Below are 26,772 nucleotides of genomic sequence, written 5' to 3'. Positions count from 1 at the left end.
CCGGACTCCGGCCCCCGGCCGCGCCACGTGAGGCGGGGAGGCATTCGACATGGCGTGGCTGCTGGTCGTGGTCGCGGGGATCCTGGAGACCGGTTTCGCGGTCTGCCTCAAGCTGTCCCACGGGTTCACCCGGCTCTGGCCGACCATCGCCTTCGCGTGCTTCGCGCTCGGCAGCTTCGGCCTGCTGACCCTGGCGCTCAAGAAGCTGGACGTGGGCCCGGCGTACGCGGTGTGGACGGGCATCGGAGCGGCCGGGACGGCGATCTACGGCATGGTCTTCCTCGGCGACCTGGTCTCCACCCTCAAGCTCGTCTCGATCTCGCTGGTCATCCTGGGCGTCATCGGGCTCCAGCTGTCCGGTTCGGCTCACTGAGCAGGCGCAGCATCTCCCGCGCGTCGGGTTCCTCCCCGGGGGCGACCACGTAGGAGAGGGCGAGCCGTACGACGAGCTCGCACCGCCGGGCGTCCTCCCGCGGGGCCAGTGCTCCGGCGGCCCGGTCGCGCACGGCGCGGGCCAGCTCGCCCGGCCCCGGCGCCCGCCCGGCCGCGGGCAGCGCCGCGTCCCAGGCCCCGGTGAGCAGGGCCCGTACGAGGGGACGGGTGCGCGCCGCCCGTACGGTCCACTCCGCGACGGCGGCGAGCCGTTCGGCGTCCGGGGCCGGCGCGGCCAGGACCCGGTCCACCCCGTCGAGGTAGCGCTCGGCCTCCCGGCGGACCAGGGCGCGGCCCAGCCCCGCCTTGCCGCCGAACTCGTTGTAGAGGGTCTGGCGGGACACTCCGGCGGCCGCGGCCACCTCGACCATCCGGACGGCGGGCCAAGGACGGGCCGAGAGCGCCGCTCCCGCCGCGTCCAGTAAGGACTCCCGGGCTGCCGGCATGGGTCGCCTCCCCCTCCGGGCGTCCCGACGGGCTTTCCCGCCGGACCCCCTCCGCCAGAGTTGACGGGGCGCCAGATCCTGTCAAGGGCGCGTCCCGGGCGCGGAGGCGGCCGCGATACTGTTCGGCCATGTCCGAGTATGACGATGACCTGCGCCTTGCCCTCGACCTCGCCGACGCGGCGGACGCCGCCACGATGGAGCGTTTCCGTGCCCTCGACCTGGTGGTCGAGACGAAGCCGGACATGACGCCGGTGAGCGAGGCGGACAAGGCCGCCGAGGAGATCATCCGGGCCGGGATCGCCGCCGCCCGCCCCGACGACGCGATCCTGGGCGAGGAGTACGGCCTGGAGGGCACGGGCCCGCGCCGCTGGGTCGTGGACCCGATCGACGGGACGAAGAACTACGTGCGCGGGGTCCCCGTGTGGGCCACCCTGATCTCCCTGATGGCCGAGGGCGCCGACGGCGTCTTCCGCCCGGTGGTCGGCGTGGTGTCCGCGCCGGCGCTGGGCCGCCGCTGGTGGGCGGCGCAGGGCGGCGGCGCGTTCGCGGGCGGCGCGCTCGGCGCGACGACGGCGATCGGCGTCTCGAAGGTGGCCGGACTGGGCGACGCCTCGTTCGCGTACTCCTCGCTGTCCGGCTGGGAGGAGCAGGGCAGGCTGCCCGGCTTCCTGGACCTGACCCGGGCCTGCTGGCGCACCCGCGGCTACGGCGACTTCTGGCCGTACATGATGGTCGCCGAGGGCTCGCTGGACCTGTGCGCCGAGCCGGAGCTGAACCTGTGGGACATGGCGGCCATCGCGGTCGTCGTCCAGGAGGCGGGCGGCCGCTTCACCGGCCTGGACGGTGCGGAAGGCGTGCACGGCGGGAACGCGGCGGCCTCGAACGGACTGCTCCACGACGAGATGCTGGACCTGCTGCGCCCGCGCGCCTGATCCCCGCTCCGGCGCGGGCCCGCGGGCCCGGTGCGCGCTACGCGCCTCCTTGCTGACCCTCCGTGTCCGTGGGAATCTAAGGATCCGCCCGCTTGTGCCTTTGTGAACGATTTCTCGATCGGCACCCTTCCAGGCGGGCGGACTCACCCCAGGAGGTGGCTCTCTTCATGCTCGTCCGCGACGCAATGAGCTCCGTGATCCTCACCCTCGGACCAGCGCACACCCTCCGGCAGGCGGCCTGCCTGATGTCCGGCCGGCGCGTGGGCGCGGCCGTCGTACTCGACCCCGAGCACAGCGGGGTCGGCATCCTGACCGAGCGCGACATCCTCAACTCCGTCGGCGCGGGACACGATCCCGACCGCGAGTCCGTGGGGGCGCACACGACCAACAACGTCGTGTTCTGCACCCCGGAAGCCACCGTGGAGGAAGCCGCCGAGGCCATGGCGAACGGGGGCTTCCGGCACCTCATCGTGCTGGAGGACGGCGGCCCGGTGGGCATCGTCTCCGTGCGCGATGTGATCCGCTGCTGGGTCCCGAGCCGGCGCCGCACGGCCGAACTGGCGGGCTGAACGGCGGGAGGGCCGGATCCCGTCGGGGATCCGGCCCTCCTGCTTTTCGACGAGCGGCGGGGTTCTAGCCGCGGAGGGCCTGGACCGCGACGTCCAGCCGCTTGCCGAAGTCGGCGTCCGCCTGGCGGAAGTTGTTGACCGCGCGCTCGACGATGTCGTCGCGGGAGACCTTGGCGATGAAGCCGGCCAGGTTCTCCACCAGGCGGGACTTCTCGTCCTCCGAGTACAGGCGGTACAGGTTGCCCGCCTGGACGAAGTCGTTGTCCTCGCGGTGGACCGGTGCGGCGTGGTTGCCGGTGCCGCCGGTGAGCGGGACGGGCTGCCACAGCGGGCGGTCCGTCTGGTGCGGGCCGCCGAAGCTGTTGGGCTCGTAGTTCTTCGCGCCCTTGTGGCGGCCGTCGTACAGGTGGCCGTCGCGGGAGTGCGTCCGCGCCTCGGTGGCGTGCGGGCGGTTCACCGGCAGGTGGTCGGCGTTGATGCCGACGCGGTAGCGGTGGGCGTCGCCGTAGCCGAACAGGCGGCCCTGGAGCATCTTGTCCGGGGACGGGCCGATGCCGGGCACGAAGTGCGCCGGGGAGAAGATCGACTGCTCGACCTCGGCGAAGACGTTCTCCGGGTTGCGGTTGAGCTCCAGCTTGCCGATCTCGATCGGCGGGTAGTCCTCGTGCGGCCACACCTTGGTGAGGTCGAACGGGTTGAAGCGGTACTCGGCGGCCTCGGCGGCCGGCATGACCTGGACCTGCACGGTCCAGCTCGGGAAGTCGCCGCGCTCGATGGACTCGCGCAGGTCGCGCTGGTGCGAGTCGGGGTCCTCGCCGGCGAGCCGGTTGGCCTCGGCCTGGGTGAGGTTCTTGATGCCCTGGTCGGTCTTGAAGTGGTACTTGACCCAGAAGACCTCGCCGGCCTCGTTGTTCCACTGGAACGTGTGCGAGCCGAAGCCGTTCATGTGGCGGTAGGACGCCGGGATGCCGCGGTCGCCGAACAGCCAGGTCACCTGGTGGGTCGACTCGGGCGACAGACCCCAGAAGTCCCAGACGTTGTCCGCCTCCTGCGAGCCCGTGTACGGGTCGCGCTTCTGGGTGTGGATGAAGTCGGGGAACTTGATGGCGTCCTTGATGAAGAACACCGGGGTGTTGTTGCCGACGAGGTCGTAGTTGCCCTCTTCGGTGTAGAACTTCAGCGCCCAGCCGCGGGGGTCGCGCACCGCGTCGGCGGAGCCGAGGTTGCCGGCGACCGTGGAGAAGCGCAGGAAGGTCTCGGTCTCCTTGCCGACCTCGGACAGGAACGCCGCCCGGGTCCACTGCGAGACGTCGCGGGTCAGCGTGAAGGTGCCGTACGCACCGGCGCCGCGGGCGTGGACCACGCGCTCCGGGATCCGCTCGCGGTTGAAGTGCGCGAGCTTCTCCAGCAGGAGCTGGTCCTGGACCAGAACGGGGCCGCCGACGCCGGCGGTCTCGCTGTTCTGGTTGTCGGCGACCGGGGCTCCGGCCTCCGTGGTGAGCGGTCCCTGCGTCACGTGCGCCTCCTGCGTGGTTCCGGTGTCCTGTCCCTGGCCTGAGCCGTAACCGATCCTACAATGGACATTGTCTAAGTCAAGCAAGCATCCAAGTTCACACCGGTTCGGGAGTTACACGGAGTTCCCCCGCTGTTAGGCTGGCGCTCATGAGTGACCTGCTGGAACGACTTCGCGGACGCGGCTGGCGCATGACGGCCCAGCGACGCGTCGTGGCCGAGGTGCTCGACGGTGACCACGTTCACCTGACGGCCGACGAGGTGCACGCGCGCGCCGTGGCCAAACTTCCCGAGATCTCCCGGGCGACCGTCTACAACACCCTGGGCGAGCTCGTCACCCTCGGCGAGGTCCTGGAGGTGTCCACGGACCGCCGCGCCAAGCGGTACGACCCGAACGCCCACCGGCCGCACCAGCACCTGGTGTGCGCCCAGTGCGGAGCGATCCGCGACGTCCACCCGGCGGGCGACCCGCTGGCCGACCTGCCGGACACGGAGCGCTTCGGCTTCACGGTCTCGGCGGTCGAGGTGACGTACCGCGGGGTCTGCCCGAACTGCGCGGGCGCCTGAACGCGAGACTGACGGAGAAGGGGCCCGGAGCGCATGCTCCGGGCCCCTTCTCCGTCGGACTCACGCGCCCGGAAACGACTCGAGGCCCGGATCCATGGGATCCGGGCCTCGGGCCTTCAGTAGCGGGGACAGGATTTGAACCTGCGACCTCTGGGTTATGAGCCCAGCGAGCTACCGAGCTGCTCCACCCCGCGTCGGTAAACCCGACTCTACGGGGACGCGGACGGCAGATGCAAATCGGTTGGCGGGCAGCCCGCCGATCGCCGCAGGCCGGGCGGCTGCGGACCGTCCCCGGCGGCTCAGGCCGACAGTTCCTCGGCCAGCGCCTCCCGCAGGCGGGCGGCCCGCTCCGAGACCTCGGCCGGGCCCAGCTCCATGGCGCGTACGCACCACTTCTGGCCCTCCGCGAGGTCGCCGTGCCGGGCCGCCAGCAGGCCCAGCCGCAGCGCGGCGCGGCCGTGCCCGGCGACCGCCGCACGGGTCCACCACAGCGCCGCCTCGGGCTCGCTGCCCTCGCGGGCCAGCAGCAGCCCGAGGTTGAACGCCCCGTTGCGGGAGCCCGCCTCGGCCGCCTCCCGGTACCAGCGCGCGGCGACCGCCAGGTCACCGCGGGCGGCGGCCAGCATGCCGACCCGCACCTGCGCCCGGCGGTGCCCCAGCTCGGCGGCCCGCTCGTACCACTCCTCGCTCTCGGTCCGCTCGGTGCCGCCCGCCGACTCGCCCAGCGCCAGCGGCTCCGGCGGCGGGGCCAGCGACTCCAGCAGCGAGGCCAGCCGGAAGGCCGCCTCCGCGCTGCCGCCGCCCGCCGCGCACCGCAGGTGCCGCTCGGCGGCCCGCTCCTCGCCGTCGCGGACCAGGGCGATGCCGACCTGGAGCGCGGCGTCGGTGTGCCCCGCCGAGGCGGCCCGCTCGTACCACTTCAGGGCCGTGCGGTCCTCGTCGCGGCTGGCGAACAGGATGCCGAGGTTGAACGCGGCGTCGACGCTGCCCGCCTCGGCGGCCTTGGAGAACCACGGTTCGGCGCCCTCCGCGTCCCCGCCCTGCAGCAGCAGGATGGCCAGCGCGTTGGCCGCCTCGCGGTGCCCCGCGTACGCCGCCCGCCGGTACCACTGCTCGGCCTGCGCGGTCCGGTCCTGTGCGACGCACAGCAAAGCAAGGTTGTACGCCCCGTTTTGATCGCCCGCGTCCATCGCGGACCGGTACCAGCGCTCCGCGGTCTGGGTCTCCCCGCGCGCGGCGTGCAGCGCGCCCAGCGCGTTGGCGGCGTTGCCGTCGCCGTCCCGCGCGGCCCGGTTCCACCAGGCGGCCGCGCTCTCCTCGTCCCCGGCGTCGCGCAGCAGGAAACCGAGGGCGCACGCGGCGCGCGCCTCCCCCTGCTTGGCGGAGGTGAGGTACCAGCGGCCGGCCTCCTTGAGCTCCCCGCGCGCCTCCAGCAGGGCGCCCAGGTGCAGCGCGGCACGGCGGTGCCCGCGCGCGGCGGCCTGGCGGTACCACTGCTCGGCCTCGGCGGGGTCGCCCTTGCGCAGGTGGCGCGCCAGCCGGTACGCGGCCTCGCGGTGCCCCTGCTCCGCGGCGGCCCGGAACCAGCGCTCGACTCCCTTGTCCCCGCGGTGCTCCAGCAGGTCCGCCAGCCCGTACGCCCCCAGGGCGTGGCCGGATTCCGCCGCCTGGCGGAGCCAGTACTCGGCGGCGGGCTCGTCCCCGCGCTCGCGGAAGTGGCGGCCCAGGGCGTGCGCGGCCGGAGCGGATCCGGCCACGGCCGCGACCCGCCACCAGCCGGCGGCCTCGTCCGGGTAGCCCCGCTGGTGCAGCAGTACGCCGAGGTTGTTCGCAGCGGCGCGGTCGCCCTCGCCGGTCGCCCCGCGCAGGTACGGCTCGGCCCCGTCCAGGTCTCCGCGGCGCAGCAGGAGGGCGCCGAGCACGCTCATGGCCCCGGGGTCGCCCTTGTCGGCGGCCACCCGGTGCCGGGCTTCGAGCTCGGCGTCGCTCGCCGCGTCGGTCTCGGCGAACATGTCCTCCGCGAAATCCGCATCGGTCAGCACGGTCTGCGCGTTGACAGCGGGAACCGTCTCGCCGGCTCCCGTATCCGGCTCGGCCTCCGCCCTCACAAACCGCCCTGTCTCCAGCAGAGTTGACCTGTCCCCCATAAATCCCATCGTCGCATCACCTGCTACCCGCGTACACCTGGTATGTCGCAGCCAGTGAGGTCACTACAGCGTTTTGTCGACATGCCCACAGTTAGCCAAGTCAAACACGCTCCACCCCCAACTCACCCGTCTCAGCGACCCGCGTGTCCCGCCGGACCGCCCCCACGGACCCCGGACGGACCGCAACCGGACCACAGGCGGGCCCGGACGCGACGAAGGCCCGGATCCCATGGATCCGGGCCTTCGTTTTCAGTAGCGGGGACAGGATTTGAACCTGCGACCTCTGGGTTATGAGCCCAGCGAGCTACCGAGCTGCTCCACCCCGCGTCGGTAGACAAACAGTACCACGGACGGGGGACGGTCCCGTACCGACGGTCCGGCCGCGCGGGGGCGCCGCGCGGCCGGACCGTACGGGCTAACCGCTCGGCTGGGGAGTCGTCAGCTTCGCCTCGGCGTCGATCGCCCGCTTCAGCGCCGCCTTGATGTCCTCCTGGGCCTTGCCGAAGGCGGTCCAGTCGCCGGCCTGCCTGGCCTTCTCGGCGTCCTCGATGGCCTTCTGCGCGTCGCCGAGGGCGGCCTTGACCGTCGGGTCCTGGACGACGGGCGGCGTCACCGTGCCCTCGCCCGGGGGCTGCTCCGGCGGAACCGGAACGGTCGGGGCCTCGGCCCCGAAGACCACGTTCAGCGCCTTCTCCAGCGTGTCCTCGAAGGCCGTCTGGCCGCCGTAGGTCACGAGCACCTTGCGCAGCAGCGGGTACTTCAGCCCGGAGCTGCGCACGTAGACCGGCTCGACGTAGAGCATGCCGCCGTCGAGCGGGACCGTGAGCAGGTTTCCGTACTCGACCTCGGAGTCGCCGCCCCGCAGGAGGCGGATGGACTCGGCGATCTTCGGTTCGGACTGGAACTTGCTCTGGACCTGCTTGGGGCCGTCGACCGGCTTGCTGGTCGGCAGCTTCAGCAGGCTGATCTTGCCGTAGTCCGGGGTGCCCGGATCTGCGTTGACCGCCATGAAGGCGCTCAGGTTGTCCCGCTCGTTCGGCGTGAACGTCGTCGTGAGCGAGAAGACCTGGTCCTTCTCGGTCTGGCCCGGCATCTTCATCGACAGGTAGTACGGCGGGACCGCCGTGCCGGCCTTGGTGGTCGGGTCGTCGGGGACGGCCCAGGCCTCACTGCCGCTGAGGAAGGTCTGCGGGTCGGTGACGTGGTAGCGGGTCAGCAGCTCGCGCTGGACCTTGAAGAGGTCCTGCGGGTAGCGCATGTGGTCCATGAGCGGCTTGGAGATGTCGCTCTTGGGCTTCACCGTGCCCGGGAACGCCTTCATCCAGGTCTTCAGGACCGGGTCCTGGGTGTCCCACTGGTACAGGTCGACCGTGCCGTCGTACGCGTCGACGGTGGCCTTCACCGAGTTCCGGATGTAGTTGACCTGGTTCTCCTGGGCCACCACCGCGCGCTGGCTGTTGGTCAGCGAGTCCGCGGTGCTCTGGCCCAGGGTCGTGCGCGAGGCGTAGGGGTAGCCGTTGGTCGTCGTGTACGCGTCGACGATCCACTTGACCTTGCCGTCGACGACCGCCGGGTAGGGGGCGCCGTCGATGGTCAGCCACGGGGCGACGGCCTCGACGCGCTCCTTGGGCGTGCGGTTGTACAGGATGCGCGAGCCGTCGCCGATGGCCCCGGAGTAGAGGATCTGCGGCTCGCTGAAGGTGAGCGCGTAGGCCGCCCGGTTGATCGGGTTCTGCAGGCTGACGCCGGAGTTGCCCTGGTAGCTGGTCTCCTTCTCGCCCTGGTCGTCCGAGTAGTCGAGCTCCTTCTGCGGTCCGCCGACGATCGAGTACTGCTTCGTCTGCTCGCCGTAGTAGATGCGCTGCTCGAAGTCCGTGCCGAACATGCCCTTGGAGGGCAGGTCGGACTGGGTGAAGTCCGGAGCTCCCTGGTCACCGACGGTGGTTCCCTTGGCGGCGACCACGCCGTAGCCGTGCGTGTACTTGAAGTGGTCGTTGATCCAGTTGTTCTTGGGGATGCCGCCGATGTTCAGCTCGCGCAGGCCGATCACCGTGTCCTGGCCGCTGTACCGGTCCACGGCCAGCGTGGACGGGAAGGCGTAGTAGCCCTTGACCTGCTGGAGCTGCTGGAACGCCGGCGAGACGATGTTCGGGTCGAGCAGGCGCACGCTGGCGGTCGTGTCGGCCGCCTGGCGCAGCTTGGCCTTGTCGGTCCCCGCGGCCGGTACGCCGGGGTAGTCCTTCACCTCGGAGTCGGCGACGCCGTAGGCGTCGCGCGTGGCCTTGATGTTCTTCTGGACGTACGGGGATTCCTTGGCCTGCTCGTTCGGCTGGACCTGGAACTTCTGCACGATCGCCGGGTACAGCCCGCCGATCAGGATCGCCGAGAGCACCATCAGGCCGAAGCCGATCACCGGCAGCTGCCAGGTGCGGCGCCACAGCGTCGCGAAGAACAGCACGGCGCAGATCGCGGCGATGGCGACGAGGATCGTCTTGGCCGGCAGGTAGGCGTTGGCGTCGACGTACCGCAGGCCGGTCCAGTTGTCCGCCGCCTTGAAGTCGCTCGACTTCACCGCGAGGCCGTACCGGTCGAGCCAGTACGCGACCGCCTTGAGCGTCACGAACAGGCCGAGCAGCACCGACAGGTGCCCGGTCGCCGCGGCGGTGGCCCGGGCGCCCGGGCTGGTCACGCGCAGTCCGCCGTACAGGTAGTGGACGACGGCCGCGGCGATCACCGAGAGCACGACCGCGGCGAAGCCGAAGCCGAGCATGAAGCGGTACCAGGGCAGGTCGAAGGTGTAGAACGACACGTCCAGGTTGAACTGGGGGTCCTTCTGGCCGAAGGCCACCCCGTTCACGAACATCAGCCAGGTCTTCCACTGGCCGGCCGCCGAGGCGCCCGCGATCAGGCCGACGAGGACGGCGATGCCCAGCAGCAGCCACTTCTTGAACGGGGCGATGCTCATCCGGTAGCGGTCGAGGCTCTGCTGTTCCATCGACATCGCGCTGAGCGGCGGCCGCAGCCGGTGGGCCAGCCAGATGTTGAATCCGACGGCCCCCGCCATCAGCAGACCGAAGACGGCGAAGAGGCCGATCTTGGTCCACAGCGTGGTGGTGAAGACGCTGGAGTACTTCACGGAGCGGAACCAGAGCCAGTCCGTCCAGAAGCCCGCGAACATGATGAAGAGCATGGCCAGGACGGCCAGTACGCCCAGGGTCATGAGGAGAGTGCGGGCTCGCCGGGACGGGCGGCCGACTCTCATCCGTGGCCCCGAAGGGCCTCCGCCGCGGTCCGGCATCTGGAAAGCCAAGGTGCGCACCTCGAAAGTCGCTGTCTGGTAATGAACGGGCCCCCGATCGTAGAGCCCACTCATTGAACTTACTGAGGCTTTAGTCAGTTCCCGGTATCCGGTGGAAAGGAGGCAGGATGTTGCCCATGTCCAACCTTTCTCCTTCCCCCGGCACTCCCATGGCGGCCAGTCCGCTGACCCGTGCCTGTCTCGAGATCGACGAGTACGCGGCCGGACTCGGCTGGGACAGGCCCGCACGGCTGTTCGCCCTCGTCGACACGGCCCGGCTCAAGAAGCAGGAGCCGCGCCTGGCGGGCCAGCTCGGTCTCGACCAGGACGACGCCGGCAAGTCCTCCCTCACCCCGATCGAGCAGGACGAGGTCCCGGCCGGGACCCCGCTCGACAAGTTCCTCGGCACCATCGCGTGGCCGGACGCGGTCGTCGGCTGCGCCCTGACGGTGGAGCGGCTGATGCTGCCGCCGTCGGCGGAGGCCTCCGTGCCGGAGGGGCTGAGCGACAAGCAGCTGTCCCGCTGGGTCGCCGGTCACCCGGAGCGCCAGGAGGTGCGCCTCACGGTGGCCGTGCTGCGCGACGGTTCGCGCGAGTCGGCCGTACGGCTGCGGGAGAAGGACTCCTCGACCGAGGTGCTCACCGGCGGGGGCCTGGTGCCCGGGCTGGCCGAGGCGCTGGCGGCGACCTTCTCGTAGCGGAGCCGGACGGGGGGCCGGTCAGGGCGTGGCGTCGCAGCGCGTGAGCCCGGCCGTGTCCCCCTTGCCGATCTTCTCCAGGGCGGCCGTGGCGTCGCCGATGGTGGAGACCTTCACCAGCGTCAGGCCGTCGGGCACGTCGCGGGCCGCGGCGGCGCAGTTCTCGGCGGGCGTCAGGAAGAACCGGGCGCCGGCCTGGCGGGCGCCGATGGTCTTCATCTGGATGCCGCCGATCGGGCCGACCTTGCCCGCGTCGTCGATGGTGCCGGTGCCGGCGATGAACTTCCCGCCGGTCAGGTTCCCGGGGGTGAGCTTGTCGACGATGCCGAGGGCGAACATCAGGCCGGCGCTGGGACCGCCGACGTCGGCGAGCTTGATGTCGATGGCGAACGGCAGCGTGTGGTCGGTGCCGGCCCGGATGCCGACGATCGCGTGCCCGTCCTCCTCGGCCTTGCCCGCGGTGACGGTGACCTTGGTGGCGCCGGTGGGCTCGCGGTTCGCCTTGGCCGCCTCGGCCGCCTCGGCGGCGGGCACGAGGGTGAACTCGACGGGCTCTCCGGGCTTGTGCTTGGTGACGAGCTTGGCCACGTCCCCGGGGGCCGTGACCGGCGTGCCGTCGACGGCCTTGACCACGTCGCCGGCGTGCAGCCGGCCCTCGGAGGGGCTGTCCTTGACGACCGAGGAGACGATCACGCGGGCGGTGACCGGGATGCCGAGCTCCTTCAGGGCGGCCACCTTGGCGCTCTGCTGCGACTGCGTGAACTCCTCGGCGTTCTCCTGGGTGGACTGCTCGTTCGTCTTGCCGTCGGGGTAGAGGTTCTCGTGCGGCACGACGATGTTGTCGTCGGCCAGCCAGCCGTACACCGCTTCCAGCAGGTTCATGTTGAAGTCCGCGCTGGTCACGCGCACCGTCGTCATGTTGAGGTGGCCGCTGGTGGGGTACGTCTTGCGCCCCGAGATGTTGAGCACGGGCTCGCCGTGCGAGTCCCCCAGTGTGTTCACCGTCGGACCCGGGCTCATCTCCGAGTACGGGACCTTGATGAAGACGCCTGCGCAGAGCAGCGCGAACAGCACGAGGGTGGAGGCGAGCATCGTCGCGGTGCGGCGTGGCATGGATCCGACAGTACGTGACGGGCCTGTCGGGCGGCCCGTGGGGCCGGGCCGTACGGGGGCCCGGCGGGGAAGTCTCAGGGGATTCTCACGGGACGCGTCACACGGCGTCCGAACCGGAGTGGGCCTCCGCCTTCACCCTCGCCCGGTCGGCCGTGCCGGCGGGACCGGCTGCGCCCGTGTGGTCGGTCCTGCCCATGGCCTCGCGGAACCGCGCGTAGCCGGCCAGTTCCGATATGTCGCCTTGGGTGCGGTCGCGTGCCGCCCAGCTGCCCCATATCGCCGCTCCGATCGCGGCGAACAGCGGAATCAGCAACCACGCCAGTGACGCCATGGGCGTGCCTCCCTACCCCGGTGATGCGTGTCGTTGGTGGCTTCAACGCTCGTGCCCGGAAAGGGGTTACGCAAATCGAGGGCGTGTTGCGCGGCCGAACGGGTGCGACGTTACCCCCTGCCGGGGACGGCCCCCCATCCGGGGCCCCGCCCGCGCGGGAGGGGCCCGGGACGGTCGGCGCGGAGCCGTCTCAGCAGGCGCCGACCCACTCTTCCGTGCCGTCCGCGAAGGTCTGGTGCTTCCAGATCGGCACCTCGTGCTTGAGGTCGTCGATCAGCATCCGGCAGGCCTCGAAGGCCTCCCCCCGGTGCGGGCAGGACACGGCGACGACGACCGCCAGGTCGCCGACGGCGAGGTCGCCGACGCGGTGCACGGCGGCCAGGGCGCGGACCGGGTACTTGGCCACGACGCGCTCGGCCACCCGGCGCATCTCGGCCTCGGCGGTCGGGTGGCAGGAGTAGCCGAGGGAGTCGACGTCCGCCCCGCTGTCGTGGTTGCGCACCGTGCCGACGAAGAGCGTCGTACCGCCCGTCGCGTCGTCGCCGACGGCCTGGAATACCTCGTCGATCGAAAGCGGGGTCTCACGGATCCCGAGCAGGCGGATCGGGTCCTGAGCGGCCTGCTCGCCGGGGTGGTCGAAGTGCGGTGCCATGCCGTCCATCGTGCCCTAGGTGCCGACGCGGCGGAATAGCCGATTCGCCCGGGGCACCGCTCCCGCGTTGGGAGCCTCCTACAGGAAACCGCTGGTGGCGGCCGTGTCCGTCCCCCGGCCGGAGGACGGACACGGGACGGACGGGTCCGGGCGGGGCGTCAGATGCCGCGGCGCTTGCGGGCGCGGCGGACCGCCGCCGCGGCGCCCAGCAGGGCCACGGTGGCGCCGGCGGCCCCGGCCGCCGTGGCCGCGTCCTTGCGGCCCAGGCGCCGGCCGGCGACGGTGTGCCGCCCCGCGACCTCCTGGAGGAGCTCGGCGAGCACCTCCTCGTTGGTCCAGCGCGGCCGCCAGCCGGCCGCGTGCAGCCCGCTGACGCTGACCACCCACGGGTGCATGGTGTACGCCAGGTCGCCCGCCGGGGACGGCGTCAGGCCGATCCGGTGCAGCCGGGCCGCCGCGCCCAGCGCGACCGCCGAGGGGAGCTCCATGCGGCGGATGCCGCTGAGCTCCTCGACCTCCTCCTGCTCCAGCCAGCCCTCGCAGCCCACCGCGAGCTCGCCCTCGACCTTCTCCAGGGCGGCGTACTCCAGCGCGCTGACCAGGTCCTCCACGTGGCAGAACTGCCAGGTGGGGCGGGAGCCGGCCACCACGAGCAGCCGCGGGGACTCGAAGTACCGGGTCAGCGCGGTGTCCGTGCCGCCGACCAGGACCGCCGGGCGGACCACGGTGACGTTCAGGCCGGGGTGCGCGCGGGGCGCCCGGCGGCCGAGCCGCTCGATCTCCAGCAGGTCGCCCACGCCGGTGGCCTCGGCGGTGGCCCGCAGCTCGGAGTCCTCCGAGAGCGGGATGTCGTTGTCCGGCAGCGCCCCGTAGACCATGGCGGAGGTGCAGAGCACCACCCGGTGCACGCCGGCCGCCGCGGCGGCCGTCAGCACGGTCTGCGTGCCGCGCACGTTGTACGCGGTGCGGGCCGCCGGGTCGGTTTCGAGGTCGAGGTCCAGGGCGAGGTGGACCACGACGTCCGCGCCGCGCAGCTTTTCGGCGATCGCGGGGTCGCGCACGTCCAGCACGTGCCACTGCGCGTCCGCGCAGTCCCCGCGCCGTTCGTCGATCGCGACGACCTGCTTGACCTCCTCGGAGGCGGCCAGCCGGGTCACCAGGGCCGCGCCGACACCCGACGCGGCGCCGGTGACGGCGATCACGGGGCCCCGCGCGGCGGGGTTTCGCGGCCGGCGAACGCCGTGGGCGCTGTCGCCTGGCTCGGGGCGGATGTCGGCGTCGTCGGTCGCGCGAACCTGTGGATCTGGGGAACTCACCGGGCGTCTCCAGCGGTTGTCTTCAGTGGGGACGCGCCGTGACGCGTACCCACCAGGTGATGTCCATCCTGCCGCAGCCCAGGAGTCGGCGGAGCACCGAGCCCGTAAGCGGCTGTGGTGTCTACGCTGGGTGGTGTTGTCGGACCATTGCCCGTCGGCTCCCGCCGGCGGCCCTACGAGCCGAGGAAACCCGTGAGCGACACCCCATTCGGATTCGGCCTTCCGCCGGAGGAGCCGGAAGACGGCGACGAGGGCAAGAAGAAGGGCAATCAGGGCGGCCAGGGCGGCCCGCCGAATCCGTTCGGGTTCCCCGGCATGGGCCTGCCGGGCGGCGTCGGCGGCCCGGGCGGGGCGGACAACCCGTTCGCCGCCATGTTCGGCTCGATGGACCCGAACGACCTGGGCGCGGCCTTCCAGCAGCTCGGCCAGATGCTGAGCTACGAGGGCGGTCCCGTGAACTGGGACATGGCCAAGGACATCGCCCGCCAGACCGTCGCCCAGGGCACGGCGGACGGGGTCAAGGACACCAGCGTCGGCCTCGCCGAGAAGTCCGCGGTCGAGGAGGCCCTGCGCCTGGCGGACCTGTGGCTGGACGGTGTGACCTCGCTCCCCTCGGGCGCGAACACCGCCGTGGCCTGGAGCCGCGCCGAATGGGTCGAGGCGACCCTCCCGGTGTGGAAGGAGCTCGTCGACCCGGTCGCCGAGCGCGTCGGCGCGGCCATGGGCGGCGTCCTGCCCGAGGAGATGCAGGCCATGGCGGGCCCGCTGCTCGGCATGATGCGCTCCATGGGCGGGGCCATGTTCGGCCAGCAGATCGGGCAGGCCGTGGGCACGCTCGCGGGCGAGGTCGTCGGCTCCACCGACATCGGACTGCCCCTGGGCCCGGTCGGCCGGGTCGCGCTGCTCCCGCTGAACATCGAGGGCTTCGGCAAGGACCTGGGCGTCGCCTCGGACGAGGTGCGGCTGTACCTGGCGCTGCGCGAGGCGGCCCACGCCCGGCTCTTCGCCCACGTGCCGTGGCTGCGCTCGCACCTCTTCGGCGCCGTCGAGGCCTACGCCCGCGGCATCAAGGTCGACACCTCGAAGCTGGAGGACGTGGTCGGCCAGCTGGACCCGTCGAACCCGGAGCAGCTGCAGGAAGCGCTCCAGGGCGGCATGTTCCAGCCCCAGGACACGCCCGAGCAGAAGGCCTCGCTGGCCCGCCTGGAGACGGCGCTCGCGCTGGTCGAGGGCTGGGTCGACGCGGTGGTCCACGAGGCCGCCAAGCCCCGTCTGGCCTCGGCCGACGCCATGCGGGAGACCATGCGCCGGCGACGCGCCTCGGGCGGCCCCGCGGAGCAGACCTTCGCGACGCTGATCGGTCTGGAGCTGCGCCCGCGCCGGCTGCGCGACGCCTCGCGGCTGTGGGCCTCGCTGACCGACGCGCGGGGGGTGGACGGCCGCGACGGCCTGTGGGAGCACCCCGACATGCTGCCGACCGCCTCCGACCTGGACGACCCGGACGGTTTCGTGCACCGCGAGCAGCTGGACTTCTCCGAGATCGACAAGATGCTCGGCGAGGCCGCCCGGAAGCGCGGCGGCGACGCCGGTCCGGCGGACCCGTCCGACCGCGCCGACGGGACCGAGGGGACCGAGGGGACCGACGGGACGGACGGGACCGGGGACGAGACCGGGGGCGAAGAGAAGAAGTGAGCCTGCACGACGAAGCGGTCCTCGCCCTGAAGCGGTACGAGGACCAGCCCGAGCTGCGCGACGTGTACCTGGAGCACCTGGCCGCCCACCCGGACGGGGTCTACAAGCCCTGCACGGCCGGCCACCTCACGGGCAGCGCGCTGGTGGTCGACCCGGACCGCGGACGCGTCCTGCTGACCCTGCACAGGAAGCTGGGCATGTGGCTGCAGATGGGCGGCCACTGCGAGCCCGGTGACGCCACCCTGGCCGACGCGGCGCTGCGCGAGGCCGTGGAGGAATCCGGCATCGCCTCCGGGCTGACGCTGCTGCCCGGCGGCCCGGTGCGCCTGGACCGGCACGCGATCCCGGCCCCGTGCCACTGGCACCTGGACGTGCAGTACGCGGCGCTGGCCCCGGCCGGTGCGGTGGCGGAGATCAGCGAGGAGTCGCTGGAGCTGCGCTGGTTCCCGTACGCGGAGGTGGCGGAGGTGGCCGACACCTCGGTCGTGCGGCTGCTGGAGGCGACCCTGGCGCGACTCGGCGGCCCGGGCCGCTGAGCACCCCCGCCGGGGTGCGGCGAAGGGGCGGTCCCGTGCGGGACCGCCCCTTCGCCGTCGTACCCGGGACGGCTAGTTCCAGGCGTTGTTCTGGTTCTGCGCGTGCGCGCCCTGCTGGCCCATGCCGAACTGCGCGGCGGCGCCCTGTCCGAGCTGGGCGTTCTGCGGCGGCAGCACCTCGCTGGGCTGCACCAGCGCGAAGCCGGTGCCGAGGAAGCTGAGCTCCCAGCCCTCGCCGGTGTTGCCGCGGCGCCGCCAGACTCCGGTGGAGTGGGTCTGGGCCTGCATCTGGACCCGCAGCGACGTGGACCAGGCGACGATGGCGTCCGCGTCGGCGTTGACGTACTTGTCCGGCGTGACCTGCATCATCAGCGGCTGGCCGGAGGTCATGAGGGCGACCTTGCCGCGGCCGGTGATGTTGAGCTGGTACTTGCCGGACCCGGAGATCCCGTACTGGCTGTCCACCGCGATGGCCTCGGTGTGCAGCGTGGAGTCCAGGGCGAGCACGTAGCTGCTGTCGACGGTGAGGCCCTCCTGGTCCACGTCCACGACGTGGACGTACTGGGCCAGGTTGGCGAGGTAGACGGTGCCCTGCCCGGAGCAGCGCATGAGGTCGAGGCCCTCGCCGGTGCGGGCGCGCGCGTTGCGCTGGGTGGAGCTCTGGTACTCGCCGTCGAAGTCGATGATGCCCTGGTAGGCGACCATGGCGCCCTTGCGGGCGAGGACGTCGTCGGTGCCGGTCAGCGAGACCCGCAGCAGCTGCGGGTTCTGGACCGCGTACCGCTCCTGGGACTGTGCCTCGGCGTGGGCGAAAAGTGCGCTCTGCATGATGTGTCCGCTCCCCCTCAGCCCCGGGCCCGGAGCCGGTCGGTGCTGTCCTCGCTGGGCTGTACGACGACGATGCCCTGGCCGGAGAAGGCCATCTGGTAGGCCTCCCCGCTGCCCCGGCCGATCATCGACGAGGCCTTGAAGCTGCGCTTCCCCTTGACCTTGAGGTTCGGGGACCAGGCGACGAGTGCGTCGGGGTCCACGTACGTCTCGTCGTCGCCGCGGCCGCAGTCGACCACGATCGGCGTGCCGCGGGAGGTGATGGCGACCCAGCCGGTGCCGGAGACCTGCACGTTGAACAGGCCCTGGCCGGCGAACTTCGCCATGCCCTTGACCCGCTCGACGCCCCACTGGAGGTGGGCGTCGAAGGCGAGCAGGTTGCTGCCGTTGACCGACAGGGCGTCGTTGTCGAGGTTGATGACGACGACGTCCGCGCCGTAGTCGGCCAGGTAGAGCAGGCCGTCGCCGGTGCACTTCATCAGCGGGGCGCTCTCGCCGGTGAGCCACTGCGAGGCCATCTGGCGCACGGCCGGCGGGTTCGGCTCGTACTGGACGAAGCCCTCGTACGCGACCATCGAGCCGGTGCGCGCGAAGAGGTCCTGGCCGCTCTGCATGGCGACCTTGAGCATGGCCCGGCCGTGGTTCTCCATGCGGGCCGTGACGGGGGTCGGGGCGTAGCCCGCGAGCTGCTGGTTCATTGCGTTCATGTCGGGCTCCCTCAGACCTCGTACGGCTGGACGACGATGAAGTTGCCGGGAGCGCCGCGGAACTGGAGGTTCACGGTCTCCCCGCTGTGACCGGGGTAGGCGTTGCGCCGGAGCCGGACCTGGCTGGAAAGGATGACCTGCGAGGCCGCGGACCAGGCGACGATGGCGTTGCTGTCCGCGAACGTGGTCGGGGTGACGGGCAGGACGACCGGGACGCCGTGCGTCTTGACGATCACCGTGCCGGTGCCCTGGAACTGCATGGTGAACAGGGCGCCGCCGGGGATGCCGTGGCCCTCGATGCGGCGGACCTCGTGCTGCAGCGACTCGTCGAAGGCGAGGACCGCCTCGGCGGAGACGCAGATGGCGTCGCCCTGGAGCTCGATGGCGTGCAGGTGGGCGCCGTTCTCGGCGAGGAAGACCTGGCCGCGGCCGGTGCAGCGCATGAGCTGCATCTCCTGGCCGGTGGCGTTGCCGACGATGCGCCCGGCGAAGCCCGCACCCTTGTAGCTGAAGTCCACCTTGCCCTGGTACAGCACCATGCTGCCCTGGCGGGCGAGGACGGCCTGGCCGCCCATCGACAGGTCGACCCGCATGAGCTGCTGGTTCTGCGGGGTCCAGCGGGCGCCGGTGGGGGCTTCCTTGTACGGCTGGAGCGCGGCGGCCAGTCCAGCTCCGGCGCGCTGCGCGGGGGCGGGCTGCTGGCCGTGGCCGGGGGGCTGGCCCGGGACCTGTCCGTAGCCGGGGGGCTGGCCGTGCCCCGGCTGCTGGCCGTAGCCCGGCTGCTGCCCGTAGGGCGCGGGGGCCGGGGCCGGCGGGGGGACCTGGCCGTACGAGGGCTGCTGCGGCTGCCCGTACGGCGCGGGGGCCGGCGGGGCGAGCGGCGCGGCCATGGTCGGCGCGGCGTGCACCGGGGCCGGGGCGGCGGGCTGCTGGTAGGGCTGCGGCTGGTGGACCGGGGCGGGGGCGGGCGCGCCGAAGGACGGCGCGGGGGCCGGGGCGGCCGGGGCCTGGTGGGCCGGGGCGCCGAACGAGGGCGCGGGGGCGGCGCCCTGCGGGGGCGGGGCGAAGCCGGGGGCGGCGCCGCCCTGGGCCGGTACCTGCTGCTCGGGCTGCGCCTCCTCGGCGACCTCGCCGCCGAAGTTCCGCAGCAGCGCGTCGAGCCCGCCGTCGAAGCCCTGGCCGACGGCGGCGAAGCGCCACACGTCCTTGAGGTAGAAGTCACCGAGCATCACGGCGCGCTCGGTGGTGAACTCGGAGCCGGTGAACGCGTACCGGACGACCTCTTCGCCGCCGGCCACGACGCGGATGTAACCGGGGCCGATCTGCGACATCTGTCCGGCGCCGTCGATGGTGGCGGTGAAGGACAGCTTGTGGATCGAGGCCGGGATGCGGTCCAGCGTCACCCGGAAGGATTCGCTGTCGCCGGCCTGGGCGCCCAGCTGCTGGATGGACTCCTCCGGCGACTTCGGCTGGTTGAAGAAGACGAAGTAGCGGTCGTCCGAAAGCTGCTCGTTCGCGTCGAGGCCGAAGCAGCTGATGTCGAAGGCGAGTCCGGGTCCGGAGATCTGGACGCCCACGTACAGGTCGGTGCCCGCCGTCAAATCACTGATCTTGGCCTTGTGGCCGCGTTGGAATTCCCTGGCCATACGTACGACCGTCCCCCATCCCGACTGTGAATGCGTGCCGCTCAGGCTAACGGCAACGACGGACATCCGGCCAAGTCGGTACCGACCCGGTACATATCACCGTGCGTGACGTCCGGAGGGGTCCGCGTCACTCCTCGGCGTCGGCGGGGACCTTCGGGAGGCGCTCGGCGGCGACCACGCCCTCCAGGTACCCGCGGGCCCGTTCGGTGCGGGGGTAGGCCTCCAGCAGCTCCCAGAACCGGGGGCCGTGGCCGGGTACGAGCAGGTGCGCCAGCTCGTGCAGGAGCACGTAGTCGACGACGTACTCCGGCATCCCCTGGAGGCGGTGCGAGAGCCGGATGCTGCCCTCGGACGGGGTGCAGGAGCCCCAGCGGGTGTTCTGGTTGGTGACCCAGCGGACGGTGCGGGGACGGGCCCGGCCGCCGAAGTACTGCTCGGACAGGCGCTCGGCGCGCGCGGTGAGCTCGGCGTCCCCGAGGGTGCGCCGGCCCTCCTGGGCGGCGAGCTTGTCGAGCATCACGCCCACCCAGCGCTGTTCCTCGGCCTCGGACATCCGGGCAGGGATGAGGACGACCGTACGGTCACCCTCGCGGTAGGCGGATACGGTCCTGCGGCGGCGCGCGCTCCGGCGGACTTCGACGGCGCGCTGCGGTGGATCGGCGGACACGCCACGACGGTACCCGCTCGCCGTCGTGGAAGTCCCGCAGGTCCGGCGTTCGAACAGGACCGATTCGCGGGCCGCGGCCGGAACGCTCCTTTTTCCTGCTCATATGCCTGATACCCCCAGCCTGTGGACGAACTTCCGCAGCGTTCGCGGCGGGCGGGCACTGTGGGTGACGAGACGGGACGTGGGTGCGGGAGCGAATCGAGGGGGCGGCGATGTATCCGAAGGTGAAGCCGGCGCTGGCGCGGGCGTGGCGGGATCTGCGGACGGTGCAGTTCGGGGTGACCCCGGCGCACGCGGTGGTCTTCGGCCCCGTGGACACGGCGACCGGTTCGCTCATCGACCGGATCGACGGGACCCGGGGGATGGACCTGCTGCGGGCCGAGGCCTCGGGGATGGGACTGCCGGCCGGCCGGGCCGACGAACTGGTGCGGCGGCTGGCGGGGGCCGGACTGCTCGACGACGCGACGGCCGGCGGGCCGCGGGCGCAGGCCGTGCGGGGGCGGCCGGAGGAGCTGGAGCGGCTGGGTCCCGATCTGGGCTCGCTGTCCCTGGTGCGCCGGGAGCCCGGCGGGGACCTGCGGGGCGTGGCCGCGCGCCGGGCGGTACGGGTCCAGGTGCGCGGCGGCGGCCGGGTGGGGGCCGTGATCGCCGCGGTCCTGGCGGGCGCGGGCGTGGGCCGGGTCGAGGTGCTCGACGGGGGCCGGGTGGAGCCGGCGGACGTGGCGCCGGGCGGGCTGGGGGCGGCGAGCGTGGGCCGGCTGCGCGCCGAGGCCGCGGGCCGGCTGGTGCGCGAGTCCGCCCCGGGGCGGACTCCGCGGGCCGGGGAGCGGGACGGACCGGAGGCGGGGCTGGCGCTGGTGGTCGTGGCCCCGCGGGACGGCTTGCACGCCTGGGCACCGGACCCGGAGACGGCGGCCGGCTGGGTCGCCTCGGGAGTCCCGCACCTGTACGCGGGGGTGCTGGAGGGCACCGGGCTGGTGGGCCCGCTGGTGCTGCCGGGGGTCACGGCGTGCGCGGGGTGCATGGAGCGCGACCGGGTGGAGCGGGACGGGGCCTGGGCCAGGATGCTGGTGCAGTGGCGCTCCGCCCACCGGCGGCGCGCGACCGCCGCCTGCGACCTGGGGCTGTCGACGGCGACGGCCGGCTTGGCCGCGGCCCACGCGTTGTCCTTCCTCGACGGGGAGCTGCCCGCTTCCACGGGCGCCCGCTGGGAGGCCGCCCTCCCGTCGCTCCACTGGGAGCGCTCCGCGGTCGGCCCCCGGCCCGACTGCCCCTGCGGTGCGGCCGCCGGCCGTCCGGCCGTGCTCGAGCGGACGGGAGGAGGATCGGGAGCCGGCCGGGCCGAGGGGCCATGACAGGATGCCTTGGGTCCGAGGGGTCTTCGCGAACCGCCGCTTGCGGCGCAGCTGTCTGGGAACAGGAGGGGCGCATGTCTGATCTTCCCCGGAAGGCGGTCACCCGCACCGTCAAGCTGGCCGCGCTGCCGCTCGGCATCGCGGGACGGGCCACGTGGGGGCTGGGCAAGCGGATCGGCGGCAAGTCCGCGGAGATCGTGGCGCGCGAGCTCCAGCAGCGCACCGCCGAGCAGCTCTTCAAGACGCTCGGGGAGCTGAAGGGCGGGGCGATGAAGTTCGGCCAGGCCCTGTCGGTCTTCGAGTCCGCCCTTCCCGAGGAGGTCGCGGGGCCCTACCGGGCGGCGCTGACGAAGCTCCAGGAGGCGGCCCCGCCGCTGCCCGCGGCGACGGTGCACCAGGTGCTTGCGGAGCGGCTGGGCGAGGACTGGCGGGAGCTGTTCGAGGAGTTCGAGGACAAGCCGGCCGCGGCTGCCTCGATCGGGCAGGTCCACCGGGCGGTGTGGCACGACGGCCGGCAGGTGGCGGTCAAGGTCCAGTACCCGGGGGCGGGCGAGGCGCTGCTCTCGGACCTGAAGCAGCTGGGGCGGTTCGCGGGGCTGCTGGGTCCGCTCATCCCGGGCATGGACATCAAGCCGCTGATCAAGGAATTGCGCGACCGGGTCTCCGAGGAGCTGGACTACGAGCTGGAGGCCGAGGCCCAGCGCACCCACGCGGACGCGTTCGTGGACGACCCGGACGTGGTCGTGCCGGACGTGGTGCACCAGGGCGACCAGGTGCTGGTGACCGAGTGGATGGAGGGCACCCCGCTGTCGGAGGTGATAGCCGACGGCAGCCGGGAGGAGCGCGACCGCGCGGGTCAGCTGCTGACCCGTTTCCTCTTCTCCGGCCCCGCGCGCACCGGCCTGCTCCACGCGGACCCGCACCCGGGCAACTTCCGGCTGATATCGGGCCCGGACGGCCGGACGCGGTTGGGCGTGCTGGACTTCGGCACGGTCGACCGGCTGCCCGGAGGCTGGCCGGGGCCCATCGGCCGGTCGCTGCGGATGACCGTGGACGGCGACGCCGAGGGGGTCTACGGGCACCTGCGGGCCGAGGGGTTCGTGAAGGAGTCCATCGACCTGGACCCCGACGCGCTGCTGGCGTACCTCAAGCCGATCATCGAGCCGGCCGAGGCCGAGGAGTTCACCTTCACCCGGCCGTGGCTGCGGGGCCAGGCGGCGCGGATCGCCGACCCGCGCTCCCCCGCGCACCAGTTGGGCCGGCAGATCAACCTGCCGCCGTCCTACCTGTTGATCCACCGGGTGACGCTGAGCACCATCGGCGTGCTGTGCCAGCTGGGCGCGACGGTGCGGCTGCGGGACGAACTGGACTCCTGGCTGCCGGGGTTCGCCTCCGCGGAGTGACGCCGTGACGGCGGCTGCGCCGCGGGCGCGGCGGAGGCGGCGGGCGGGTCACCACCAGGAGGAGTCGAGCCGGCCTTCGATCGCCCGGAGGTTGGCCCGGGCGCAGTCGTCGCAGAAGTAGAGCCGGTCGCCGTTCTCCACGGAGCAGGTCCAGGTCGGCGGTGCGCCGTCCGGGGACCGGGCGGCGCAGCTCGCGCAGACGACGGGCTGGGCCTCGGGTCCCCGCGGGGCGGGGTGGGGGGTCGGCTGGTCCACCTCCGGACGATATCCCCGTACCCGGCGGCGGCCGCGCGCAACGCACCGGGGGGACCGGTCCGTTCGGACCGGTCCCCCCGGGACGTGGTGGAGCTCCGTACCGGCCGTCAGTGCATGACGGCCATGGCCAGCGCGCGCCGGGCGCGCAGCGAGACGCGCTCGGCGCGGCGCTGCATCCGGCGGGCGGCGACCAGGCGCAGGGCGTGACGCTCGGCGTCGGCCTCACGCATGCGGTCGTCCATATGGGCACGGGCCAGGGCTTCTGGGATGAGTTGCATTTCGCGGGTCCTGTTCTGACGCGAGGTCATCGCGCCGGCGGTGATGAAGTCTGCGTGGGCGGCGCCGTGCGGCTGCTCGCTCGTGGTGTGAGGGGTCATGGGGGCCTGCTTCAGGGGGTCGTGCGTGAGGGGGCGGTCGATGGTTCCGTGGGCGGTCATGCCGAGACGACCGGGTTCTTGCGGGGACGGCCACGGGGACGCTTGCGGGCGACGACGACGCCCTGGACGAAGAGCTCGCCTCCCCAGACACCCCAGGGCTCGCGGCGCTCGGACGCCCCGGCGAGGCAGGCCTCGACGAGCGGGCAGGTCCGGCAGAGGGACTTCGCGTACTCGACGTCCGCCGGGGACTCGGCGAAGAAGACCTCGGGGTCGAAGGTGCGGCACGGAACGGGTACGCCGAGGTTCTCGATGGCGTCGTCGAGCGCGGTCAGCGCGGTGAGCGGGGTCAAGGCGTGGTCCTCCGGGACTGCGGGCGGGGAGATCGTGTGGGTCTGCGGTACGGACGGGGCGTGCGCTTCGAGTTGCACGGTGGTTTTTTCCTCGTCTTGGTGGCTAGTCGTTCCGGCCGGTCGGCCGGGTTCGGCTGGTCTGCCCTCACACCGACTGGTTCTGCCAGTCCCGAGGCCCCTTCGCTGCGTCGTCCCCGTTCGGGGACAAACAAAAGGGCCGCGGATCCCGGGTGGGGTTCCGCGGCCCTGAAGGCGCCGGCCTGACACAGGTCAGGCTGGATCACTCCAGGGTTCGAGCCCGCGGAAGGCCCACATCAGGTGGTGCTGCTGCTTCTTCGTCTGCGTCGTCTTGGATCCGGCACCGGCCGCGGCGGCAAACCCATAGGCGCCATGTGCCTGGGCTTCCCTTACTGCCGCCAGTGCCTTGATCGGTCGCTCATTGCGCTCACTGACCGGAAGGGTCGCCAGCAGGGCGGCGGGGCTGCCGGCGGAAATCGCAGACAGACCGGTACCCAGGAGCGAGACGGAACCGAGCAGGCAGGAAGCGTCGACCGAGCGATCGGTCATTTTGGTGAAGGTCATGAAGCTGGTCACTGGTCTCGCCTCCTCTCGGCGTCTCGGGGACCGGCCCGGAGGCCCGTCCCATGCGTATTCGGATAAGTACAGCACGGATCAGGGGCTTCGGAGAAGCCACCGTTTCCGTTGCTAAGAACCTATGGGGCTTCGCTGGGCATGTGCAAACTATTTTTCCGACGATTTTCTACGCGTCGTCAGATTCTCCGGTGCCGGGCTCTTGACCTGCACAGATGGCCAGGACATCGGCTCCGTACCGGTCGAGCTTGCGGGCGCCGACGCCGGAGATCATCGAGAGCTCTCCGCCCTCGGACGGCGCGGCCTCCGCGATGGCCATCAGCGTCTTGTCCGTGAAGACGCAGTACGGGGGCAGGCCCTGCTCCTTCGAGCGGGCCGCGCGCCAGCCCCGCAGCCGCTCGTAGAGCCCCTCGTCCATGTCGGAGGGGCAGTCCTCGCAGCGCATCAGTTTCAGCTCGCCGGCCTCGGTCAGCGTCCTCCCGCAGACCCGGCACAGCACCGGCCCGCGCCGGCCGCGCTTGCGGGGGCCGCGCTCGGCCGCGGAGGCCGTCCCGGCGCCCGGGGCCGCGGAGCCCGGCCGCAGGCCGTTCAGGAAGCGGCTGGGGCGCCTGGAGGGCCGTCCGCCCGGAGCGCGGGAGAGCGACCAGGAGAGGTTCAGGTGGTGCCGGGCCCGGGTGACGCCGACGTAGAGCAGCCGGCGCTCCTCCTCGACCTGCTCGTCGGTCTTCGCGTACGTGATCGGCAGCATGCCGTCGGTGAGGCCCACGAGGAACACGGCGTCCCATTCGAGGCCCTTCGCCGCGTGCAGCGAGGCGAGGGTCACGCCCTGCACGGTCGGGGCGTGCTGGGCGGCCTTGCGCTCGTCCAGCTCGACCGTCAGGTCGGCCAGGGTGGCGCCGGCCCGGGCGCGGGCGAAGTCCTCCGCGAGGCGGACGAGGGCGGCCAGCGATTCCCACTGGTCGCGCACGGCGCCGGAGCCGGCGGGCGGCTCGGCGGTCCAGCCGGTGGAGCTGAGCACGGCCCGGACCTGGGAGCCGAGCTCGACGACGTCGTCGAGCAGGGGGTCGTTCCCCCCGGAGCGGGCGGCGCCGCGCAGGGCGAGGATCGCCTTCTGGACCTCGTTCCGCTCGAAGAAGCGCTCGGCGCCGCGGAGCTGGTAGGGGACCCCGGCGTCGGCGAGGGCCTGCTCGTAGACCTCGGACTGGGCGTTGATGCGGAAGAGCACGGCGATCTCGCCGGCCGGCACTCCCGCCGCGATCAGGTCCCGGACGCGGCGGGCCACACCCTCGGCCTCGGCGGGCTCGTCGGGGTACTCGGCGTACACCGGGTCGGGGCCGGCCTCGCGCTGGGAGACGAGCTCCAGGCGGTGCTCGGCGGCCCGGCCCTTCGCCTGGTTCAGCAGTCCGTTGGCGAGGTGGACGACCTGGGGGGTGGAGCGGTAGTCGCGGACCAGCTTGACCACCGTGGCCTGCGGGTAGCGGGTGCGGAAGTTCAGCAGGTGGTCGGGGGTGGCTCCGGTGAACGAGTAGATCGTCTGGCTGGCGTCGCCGACCACGCACAGGCTGTCGCGCTCGCCGAGCCACAGGTCGAGCAGCCGCTGCTGGAGCGGGCTGACGTCCTGGTACTCGTCGACGACGAAGTGCTGGTACTGGGCGCGGATCTGCTCGGCGATGTCGTGGCGGTCCTGGAGGATGGCGACCGTGAGCAGCAGCACGTCCTCGAAGTCGATCATGCCGCGGTCGCGCTTGAGCTGCTCGTACATGGCGTAGATCTGGGCGATCTCGGCCGTGTCCCGGGGGGCTTCGCGGCCGGCCTTCAGGACGGCGGCCGGGTAGTCGGCGGGCACGGTCTGGGTGACCTTGGCCCACTCGATCTCGCCGGTGACGTCGCGCAGCTCGCCCCGGTCGAGCCGGACGCGGCAGCGCGCGCCGGCCTCGGCGACGAACTGGACCTTGCGCTCCAGCAGCCGGGGCATGTCCCCGCCGATGGCTTTGGGCCAGAAGTAGTGGAGCTGGCGCAGGGCGGCGGAGTGGAAGGTCCGGGCCTGGACCCCGCCCGCGCCGAGGCCGCGGAGCCGGCCGCGCATCTCGCCGGCCGCGCGGTTGGTGAAGGTGACGGCGAGCACGCTGGCCGGCATGAGCTGGCCGGAGTGGACGCCGTAGGCGATGCGGTGGGTGATCGCGCGGGTCTTGCCGGTACCTGCGCCGGCCAGCACGCACACCGGCCCGCGCAGGGTCGTCGCGACCTCGCGCTGCTCCGGGTCGAGGCCCAGGAGGACCGCGTCGGCCGGGTCGGCGGCGGCGGGGAAGGACGGGGAGTGCGTTGCTGCTGTCACCCCGCCATGCTGCCAGG

Annotated in this window: 26 protein-coding genes and 2 tRNA genes; 9 read left to right on the top strand and 19 right to left on the bottom strand. The window is 72.5% G+C overall.

Annotated elements, in window-relative coordinates; genetic code table 11:
* The first annotated feature begins 49 nt into the window (after positions 1–49).
* Positions 50–373: a DMT family transporter gene (locus ACZ6S8_RS00740; RefSeq protein WP_030225858.1), complete on the top strand. Its 324-nt coding sequence runs from the start codon at positions 50–52 to the stop codon at positions 371–373.
* On the opposite strand, the gene ACZ6S8_RS00735 is transcribed toward ACZ6S8_RS00740, so the two are convergent.
* A complete protein-coding gene (locus ACZ6S8_RS00735; RefSeq protein WP_469451201.1) occupies positions 339–878 on the bottom strand; it encodes a TetR/AcrR family transcriptional regulator in 540 nt (179 codons plus the stop codon). The genes ACZ6S8_RS00740 and ACZ6S8_RS00735 overlap by 35 nt on opposite strands.
* Positions 879–1,006: 128 nt before the next feature.
* Between ACZ6S8_RS00735 and hisN the strand changes: the two genes are divergently transcribed.
* Both hisN and ACZ6S8_RS00725 read left to right on the top strand, forming a co-directional pair.
* Positions 1,007–1,810 carry a histidinol-phosphatase gene (hisN, locus tag ACZ6S8_RS00730; protein WP_469451198.1) on the top strand — a complete coding sequence of 268 codons (804 nt, stop codon included), beginning with the start codon at positions 1,007–1,009 and terminating at the stop codon, positions 1,808–1,810.
* Positions 1,811–1,977: 167 nt separating this feature from the next.
* On the top strand, positions 1,978–2,379 hold the full coding sequence (locus tag ACZ6S8_RS00725; RefSeq protein ID WP_469451197.1) for a CBS domain-containing protein: 402 nt from the start codon (positions 1,978–1,980) through the stop codon (positions 2,377–2,379).
* Positions 2,380–2,443: 64 nt separating this feature from the next.
* On the opposite strand, the gene ACZ6S8_RS00720 is transcribed toward ACZ6S8_RS00725, so the two are convergent.
* The gene (locus ACZ6S8_RS00720) at positions 2,444–3,895 is read right to left on the bottom strand and encodes a catalase (protein ID WP_469451195.1); all 1,452 of its coding nucleotides are present in this window, start codon (positions 3,893–3,895) and stop codon (positions 2,444–2,446) included.
* Positions 3,896–4,041: 146 nt separating this feature from the next.
* Here ACZ6S8_RS00720 and ACZ6S8_RS00715 point away from each other — a divergent pair, with 146 nt between their 5' ends.
* Complete coding sequence (locus ACZ6S8_RS00715) at positions 4,042–4,458, top strand: Fur family transcriptional regulator (RefSeq protein WP_386522699.1); 417 nt, start codon at positions 4,042–4,044, stop codon at positions 4,456–4,458.
* A 120-nt stretch (positions 4,459–4,578) separates the two neighbouring features.
* Here the strand turns inward: ACZ6S8_RS00715 and ACZ6S8_RS00710 are convergent.
* The 4 genes from ACZ6S8_RS00710 to ACZ6S8_RS00695 form a co-directional block, all read right to left on the bottom strand.
* Positions 4,579–4,652, bottom strand: a tRNA-Met gene (locus ACZ6S8_RS00710).
* 105 nt (positions 4,653–4,757) lie between these two features.
* Positions 4,758–6,614, bottom strand: a complete 1,857-nt coding sequence (locus ACZ6S8_RS00705) for a tetratricopeptide repeat protein (protein ID WP_469451193.1) — start codon at positions 6,612–6,614, stop codon at positions 4,758–4,760.
* A gap of 244 nt (positions 6,615–6,858) precedes the next feature.
* Positions 6,859–6,932, bottom strand: a tRNA-Met gene (locus ACZ6S8_RS00700).
* A gap of 88 nt (positions 6,933–7,020) precedes the next feature.
* Complete coding sequence (locus ACZ6S8_RS00695) at positions 7,021–9,903, bottom strand: UPF0182 family membrane protein (protein WP_469451857.1); 2,883 nt, start codon at positions 9,901–9,903, stop codon at positions 7,021–7,023.
* Positions 9,904–10,031: 128 nt separating this feature from the next.
* On the opposite strand from ACZ6S8_RS00695, the gene ACZ6S8_RS00690 reads away from it, so the two are divergent.
* On the top strand, positions 10,032–10,601 hold the full coding sequence (locus tag ACZ6S8_RS00690) for a PPA1309 family protein (RefSeq protein ID WP_383932672.1): 570 nt from the start codon (positions 10,032–10,034) through the stop codon (positions 10,599–10,601).
* Positions 10,602–10,622: 21 nt separating this feature from the next.
* Here ACZ6S8_RS00690 and ACZ6S8_RS00685 read toward each other — a convergent pair whose 3' ends face one another.
* The 4 genes from ACZ6S8_RS00685 to ACZ6S8_RS00670 form a co-directional block, all read right to left on the bottom strand.
* Positions 10,623–11,714 (bottom strand): YlbL family protein, encoded by a 1,092-nt coding sequence (locus tag ACZ6S8_RS00685; RefSeq protein ID WP_469451191.1) that lies wholly within the window; start codon positions 11,712–11,714, stop codon positions 10,623–10,625.
* Between the two features lie 97 nt (positions 11,715–11,811).
* Positions 11,812–12,045, bottom strand: coding sequence for a hypothetical protein (locus ACZ6S8_RS00680; protein ID WP_469451189.1), 234 nt, complete (start codon positions 12,043–12,045; stop codon positions 11,812–11,814).
* Positions 12,046–12,235: 190 nt separating this feature from the next.
* Positions 12,236–12,697: a molybdenum cofactor biosynthesis protein MoaE gene (locus ACZ6S8_RS00675; RefSeq protein WP_469451187.1), complete on the bottom strand. Its 462-nt coding sequence runs from the start codon at positions 12,695–12,697 to the stop codon at positions 12,236–12,238.
* Positions 12,698–12,855: 158 nt separating this feature from the next.
* Positions 12,856–14,013, bottom strand: coding sequence for an SDR family oxidoreductase (locus ACZ6S8_RS00670; RefSeq protein ID WP_469451185.1), 1,158 nt, complete (start codon positions 14,011–14,013; stop codon positions 12,856–12,858).
* A 192-nt stretch (positions 14,014–14,205) separates the two neighbouring features.
* Here ACZ6S8_RS00670 and ACZ6S8_RS00665 point away from each other — a divergent pair, with 192 nt between their 5' ends.
* Complete coding sequence (locus ACZ6S8_RS00665) at positions 14,206–15,705, top strand: zinc-dependent metalloprotease (RefSeq protein WP_469451183.1); 1,500 nt, start codon at positions 14,206–14,208, stop codon at positions 15,703–15,705.
* A complete protein-coding gene (locus ACZ6S8_RS00660; protein WP_469451181.1) occupies positions 15,702–16,241 on the top strand; it encodes an NUDIX hydrolase in 540 nt (179 codons plus the stop codon). Before ACZ6S8_RS00665 ends, ACZ6S8_RS00660 begins: the two co-directional genes overlap by 4 nt.
* A 72-nt stretch (positions 16,242–16,313) precedes the next feature.
* Here ACZ6S8_RS00660 and ACZ6S8_RS00655 read toward each other — a convergent pair whose 3' ends face one another.
* The 4 genes from ACZ6S8_RS00655 to ACZ6S8_RS00640 all read right to left on the bottom strand — a co-directional run bounded on the left by ACZ6S8_RS00655 (position 16,314) and on the right by ACZ6S8_RS00640 (position 20,089).
* Positions 16,314–17,069: an AIM24 family protein gene (locus ACZ6S8_RS00655; protein WP_469451179.1), complete on the bottom strand. Its 756-nt coding sequence runs from the start codon at positions 17,067–17,069 to the stop codon at positions 16,314–16,316.
* A 17-nt stretch (positions 17,070–17,086) separates the two neighbouring features.
* Positions 17,087–17,767, bottom strand: coding sequence for an AIM24 family protein (locus tag ACZ6S8_RS00650; RefSeq protein ID WP_267718389.1), 681 nt, complete (start codon positions 17,765–17,767; stop codon positions 17,087–17,089).
* Positions 17,768–17,787: 20 nt separating this feature from the next.
* Complete coding sequence (locus ACZ6S8_RS00645; RefSeq protein WP_469451177.1) at positions 17,788–19,422, bottom strand: TerD family protein; 1,635 nt, start codon at positions 19,420–19,422, stop codon at positions 17,788–17,790.
* Between the two features lie 127 nt (positions 19,423–19,549).
* On the bottom strand, positions 19,550–20,089 hold the full coding sequence (locus ACZ6S8_RS00640; protein ID WP_469451176.1) for a M48 metallopeptidase family protein: 540 nt from the start codon (positions 20,087–20,089) through the stop codon (positions 19,550–19,552).
* 212 nt (positions 20,090–20,301) lie between these two features.
* Here ACZ6S8_RS00640 and ACZ6S8_RS00635 point away from each other — a divergent pair, with 212 nt between their 5' ends.
* Together ACZ6S8_RS00635 and ACZ6S8_RS00630 are read left to right on the top strand one after the other, a co-directional pair.
* Entirely contained in the window at positions 20,302–21,444 is a 1,143-nt protein-coding gene (locus ACZ6S8_RS00635; RefSeq protein WP_469451174.1) for a ThiF family adenylyltransferase, read from the top strand.
* Between the two features lie 74 nt (positions 21,445–21,518).
* Positions 21,519–22,847, top strand: coding sequence for an ABC1 kinase family protein (locus ACZ6S8_RS00630; protein WP_469451172.1), 1,329 nt, complete (start codon positions 21,519–21,521; stop codon positions 22,845–22,847).
* 48 nt (positions 22,848–22,895) lie between these two features.
* Here ACZ6S8_RS00630 and ACZ6S8_RS00625 read toward each other — a convergent pair whose 3' ends face one another.
* The 5 genes from ACZ6S8_RS00625 to ACZ6S8_RS00605 all read right to left on the bottom strand — a co-directional run bounded on the left by ACZ6S8_RS00625 (position 22,896) and on the right by ACZ6S8_RS00605 (position 26,755).
* Positions 22,896–23,102, bottom strand: coding sequence for a hypothetical protein (locus tag ACZ6S8_RS00625; protein ID WP_469451170.1), 207 nt, complete (start codon positions 23,100–23,102; stop codon positions 22,896–22,898).
* A gap of 107 nt (positions 23,103–23,209) precedes the next feature.
* The gene (locus tag ACZ6S8_RS00620; RefSeq protein ID WP_469451169.1) at positions 23,210–23,539 is read right to left on the bottom strand and encodes a hypothetical protein; all 330 of its coding nucleotides are present in this window, start codon (positions 23,537–23,539) and stop codon (positions 23,210–23,212) included.
* Positions 23,536–23,907 carry a WhiB family transcriptional regulator gene (locus tag ACZ6S8_RS00615; protein WP_469451167.1) on the bottom strand — a complete coding sequence of 124 codons (372 nt, stop codon included), beginning with the start codon at positions 23,905–23,907 and terminating at the stop codon, positions 23,536–23,538. Before ACZ6S8_RS00615 ends, ACZ6S8_RS00620 begins: the two co-directional genes overlap by 4 nt.
* A gap of 192 nt (positions 23,908–24,099) precedes the next feature.
* Positions 24,100–24,411 carry a hypothetical protein gene (locus ACZ6S8_RS00610; RefSeq protein ID WP_469451856.1) on the bottom strand — a complete coding sequence of 104 codons (312 nt, stop codon included), beginning with the start codon at positions 24,409–24,411 and terminating at the stop codon, positions 24,100–24,102.
* A 178-nt stretch (positions 24,412–24,589) separates the two neighbouring features.
* Positions 24,590–26,755, bottom strand: coding sequence for an ATP-dependent DNA helicase UvrD2 (locus ACZ6S8_RS00605; protein WP_469451165.1), 2,166 nt, complete (start codon positions 26,753–26,755; stop codon positions 24,590–24,592).
* Between the last annotated feature and the right edge of the window lie 17 nt (positions 26,756–26,772).

It is taken from the genome of Streptomyces sp. NPDC048461, from assembly GCF_055587105.1.
The sequence above is the reverse complement of the archived record's forward strand: the minus strand, read 5'-3'. Positions and strand labels throughout refer to the sequence as shown.

What these genes read in the sequence shown, in the direction of transcription:
- ACZ6S8_RS00735 (WP_469451201.1), bottom strand. Translation starts at nt 878, where the DNA reads ATGCCGGCAGCCCGGGAGTCCTTACTGGACGCGGCGGGAGCGGCGCTC.
- ACZ6S8_RS00655 (WP_469451179.1), bottom strand. Translation starts at nt 17,069, where the DNA reads ATGCAGAGCGCACTTTTCGCCCACGCCGAGGCACAGTCCCAGGAGCGG.
- ACZ6S8_RS00650 (WP_267718389.1), bottom strand. Translation starts at nt 17,767, where the DNA reads ATGAACCAGCAGCTCGCGGGCTACGCCCCGACCCCCGTCACGGCCCGC.
- ACZ6S8_RS00725 (WP_469451197.1), top strand. Translation starts at nt 1,978, where the DNA reads ATGCTCGTCCGCGACGCAATGAGCTCCGTGATCCTCACCCTCGGACCA.
- ACZ6S8_RS00630 (WP_469451172.1), top strand. Translation starts at nt 21,519, where the DNA reads ATGTCTGATCTTCCCCGGAAGGCGGTCACCCGCACCGTCAAGCTGGCC.
- ACZ6S8_RS00645 (WP_469451177.1), bottom strand. Translation starts at nt 19,422, where the DNA reads ATGGCCAGGGAATTCCAACGCGGCCACAAGGCCAAGATCAGTGATTTG.
- ACZ6S8_RS00715 (WP_386522699.1), top strand. Translation starts at nt 4,042, where the DNA reads ATGAGTGACCTGCTGGAACGACTTCGCGGACGCGGCTGGCGCATGACG.
- ACZ6S8_RS00620 (WP_469451169.1), bottom strand. Translation starts at nt 23,539, where the DNA reads ATGACCGCCCACGGAACCATCGACCGCCCCCTCACGCACGACCCCCTG.
- ACZ6S8_RS00680 (WP_469451189.1), bottom strand. Translation starts at nt 12,045, where the DNA reads ATGGCGTCACTGGCGTGGTTGCTGATTCCGCTGTTCGCCGCGATCGGA.
- ACZ6S8_RS00740 (WP_030225858.1), top strand. Translation starts at nt 50, where the DNA reads ATGGCGTGGCTGCTGGTCGTGGTCGCGGGGATCCTGGAGACCGGTTTC.
- ACZ6S8_RS00695 (WP_469451857.1), bottom strand. Translation starts at nt 9,903, where the DNA reads ATGCCGGACCGCGGCGGAGGCCCTTCGGGGCCACGGATGAGAGTCGGC.
- ACZ6S8_RS00635 (WP_469451174.1), top strand. Translation starts at nt 20,302, where the DNA reads ATGTATCCGAAGGTGAAGCCGGCGCTGGCGCGGGCGTGGCGGGATCTG.
- ACZ6S8_RS00705 (WP_469451193.1), bottom strand. Translation starts at nt 6,614, where the DNA reads ATGGGATTTATGGGGGACAGGTCAACTCTGCTGGAGACAGGGCGGTTT.
- ACZ6S8_RS00610 (WP_469451856.1), bottom strand. Translation starts at nt 24,411, where the DNA reads ATGACCTTCACCAAAATGACCGATCGCTCGGTCGACGCTTCCTGCCTG.
- ACZ6S8_RS00685 (WP_469451191.1), bottom strand. Translation starts at nt 11,714, where the DNA reads ATGCCACGCCGCACCGCGACGATGCTCGCCTCCACCCTCGTGCTGTTC.
- ACZ6S8_RS00690 (WP_383932672.1), top strand. Translation starts at nt 10,032, where the DNA reads ATGTTGCCCATGTCCAACCTTTCTCCTTCCCCCGGCACTCCCATGGCG.
- hisN (WP_469451198.1), top strand. Translation starts at nt 1,007, where the DNA reads ATGTCCGAGTATGACGATGACCTGCGCCTTGCCCTCGACCTCGCCGAC.
- ACZ6S8_RS00675 (WP_469451187.1), bottom strand. Translation starts at nt 12,697, where the DNA reads ATGGCACCGCACTTCGACCACCCCGGCGAGCAGGCCGCTCAGGACCCG.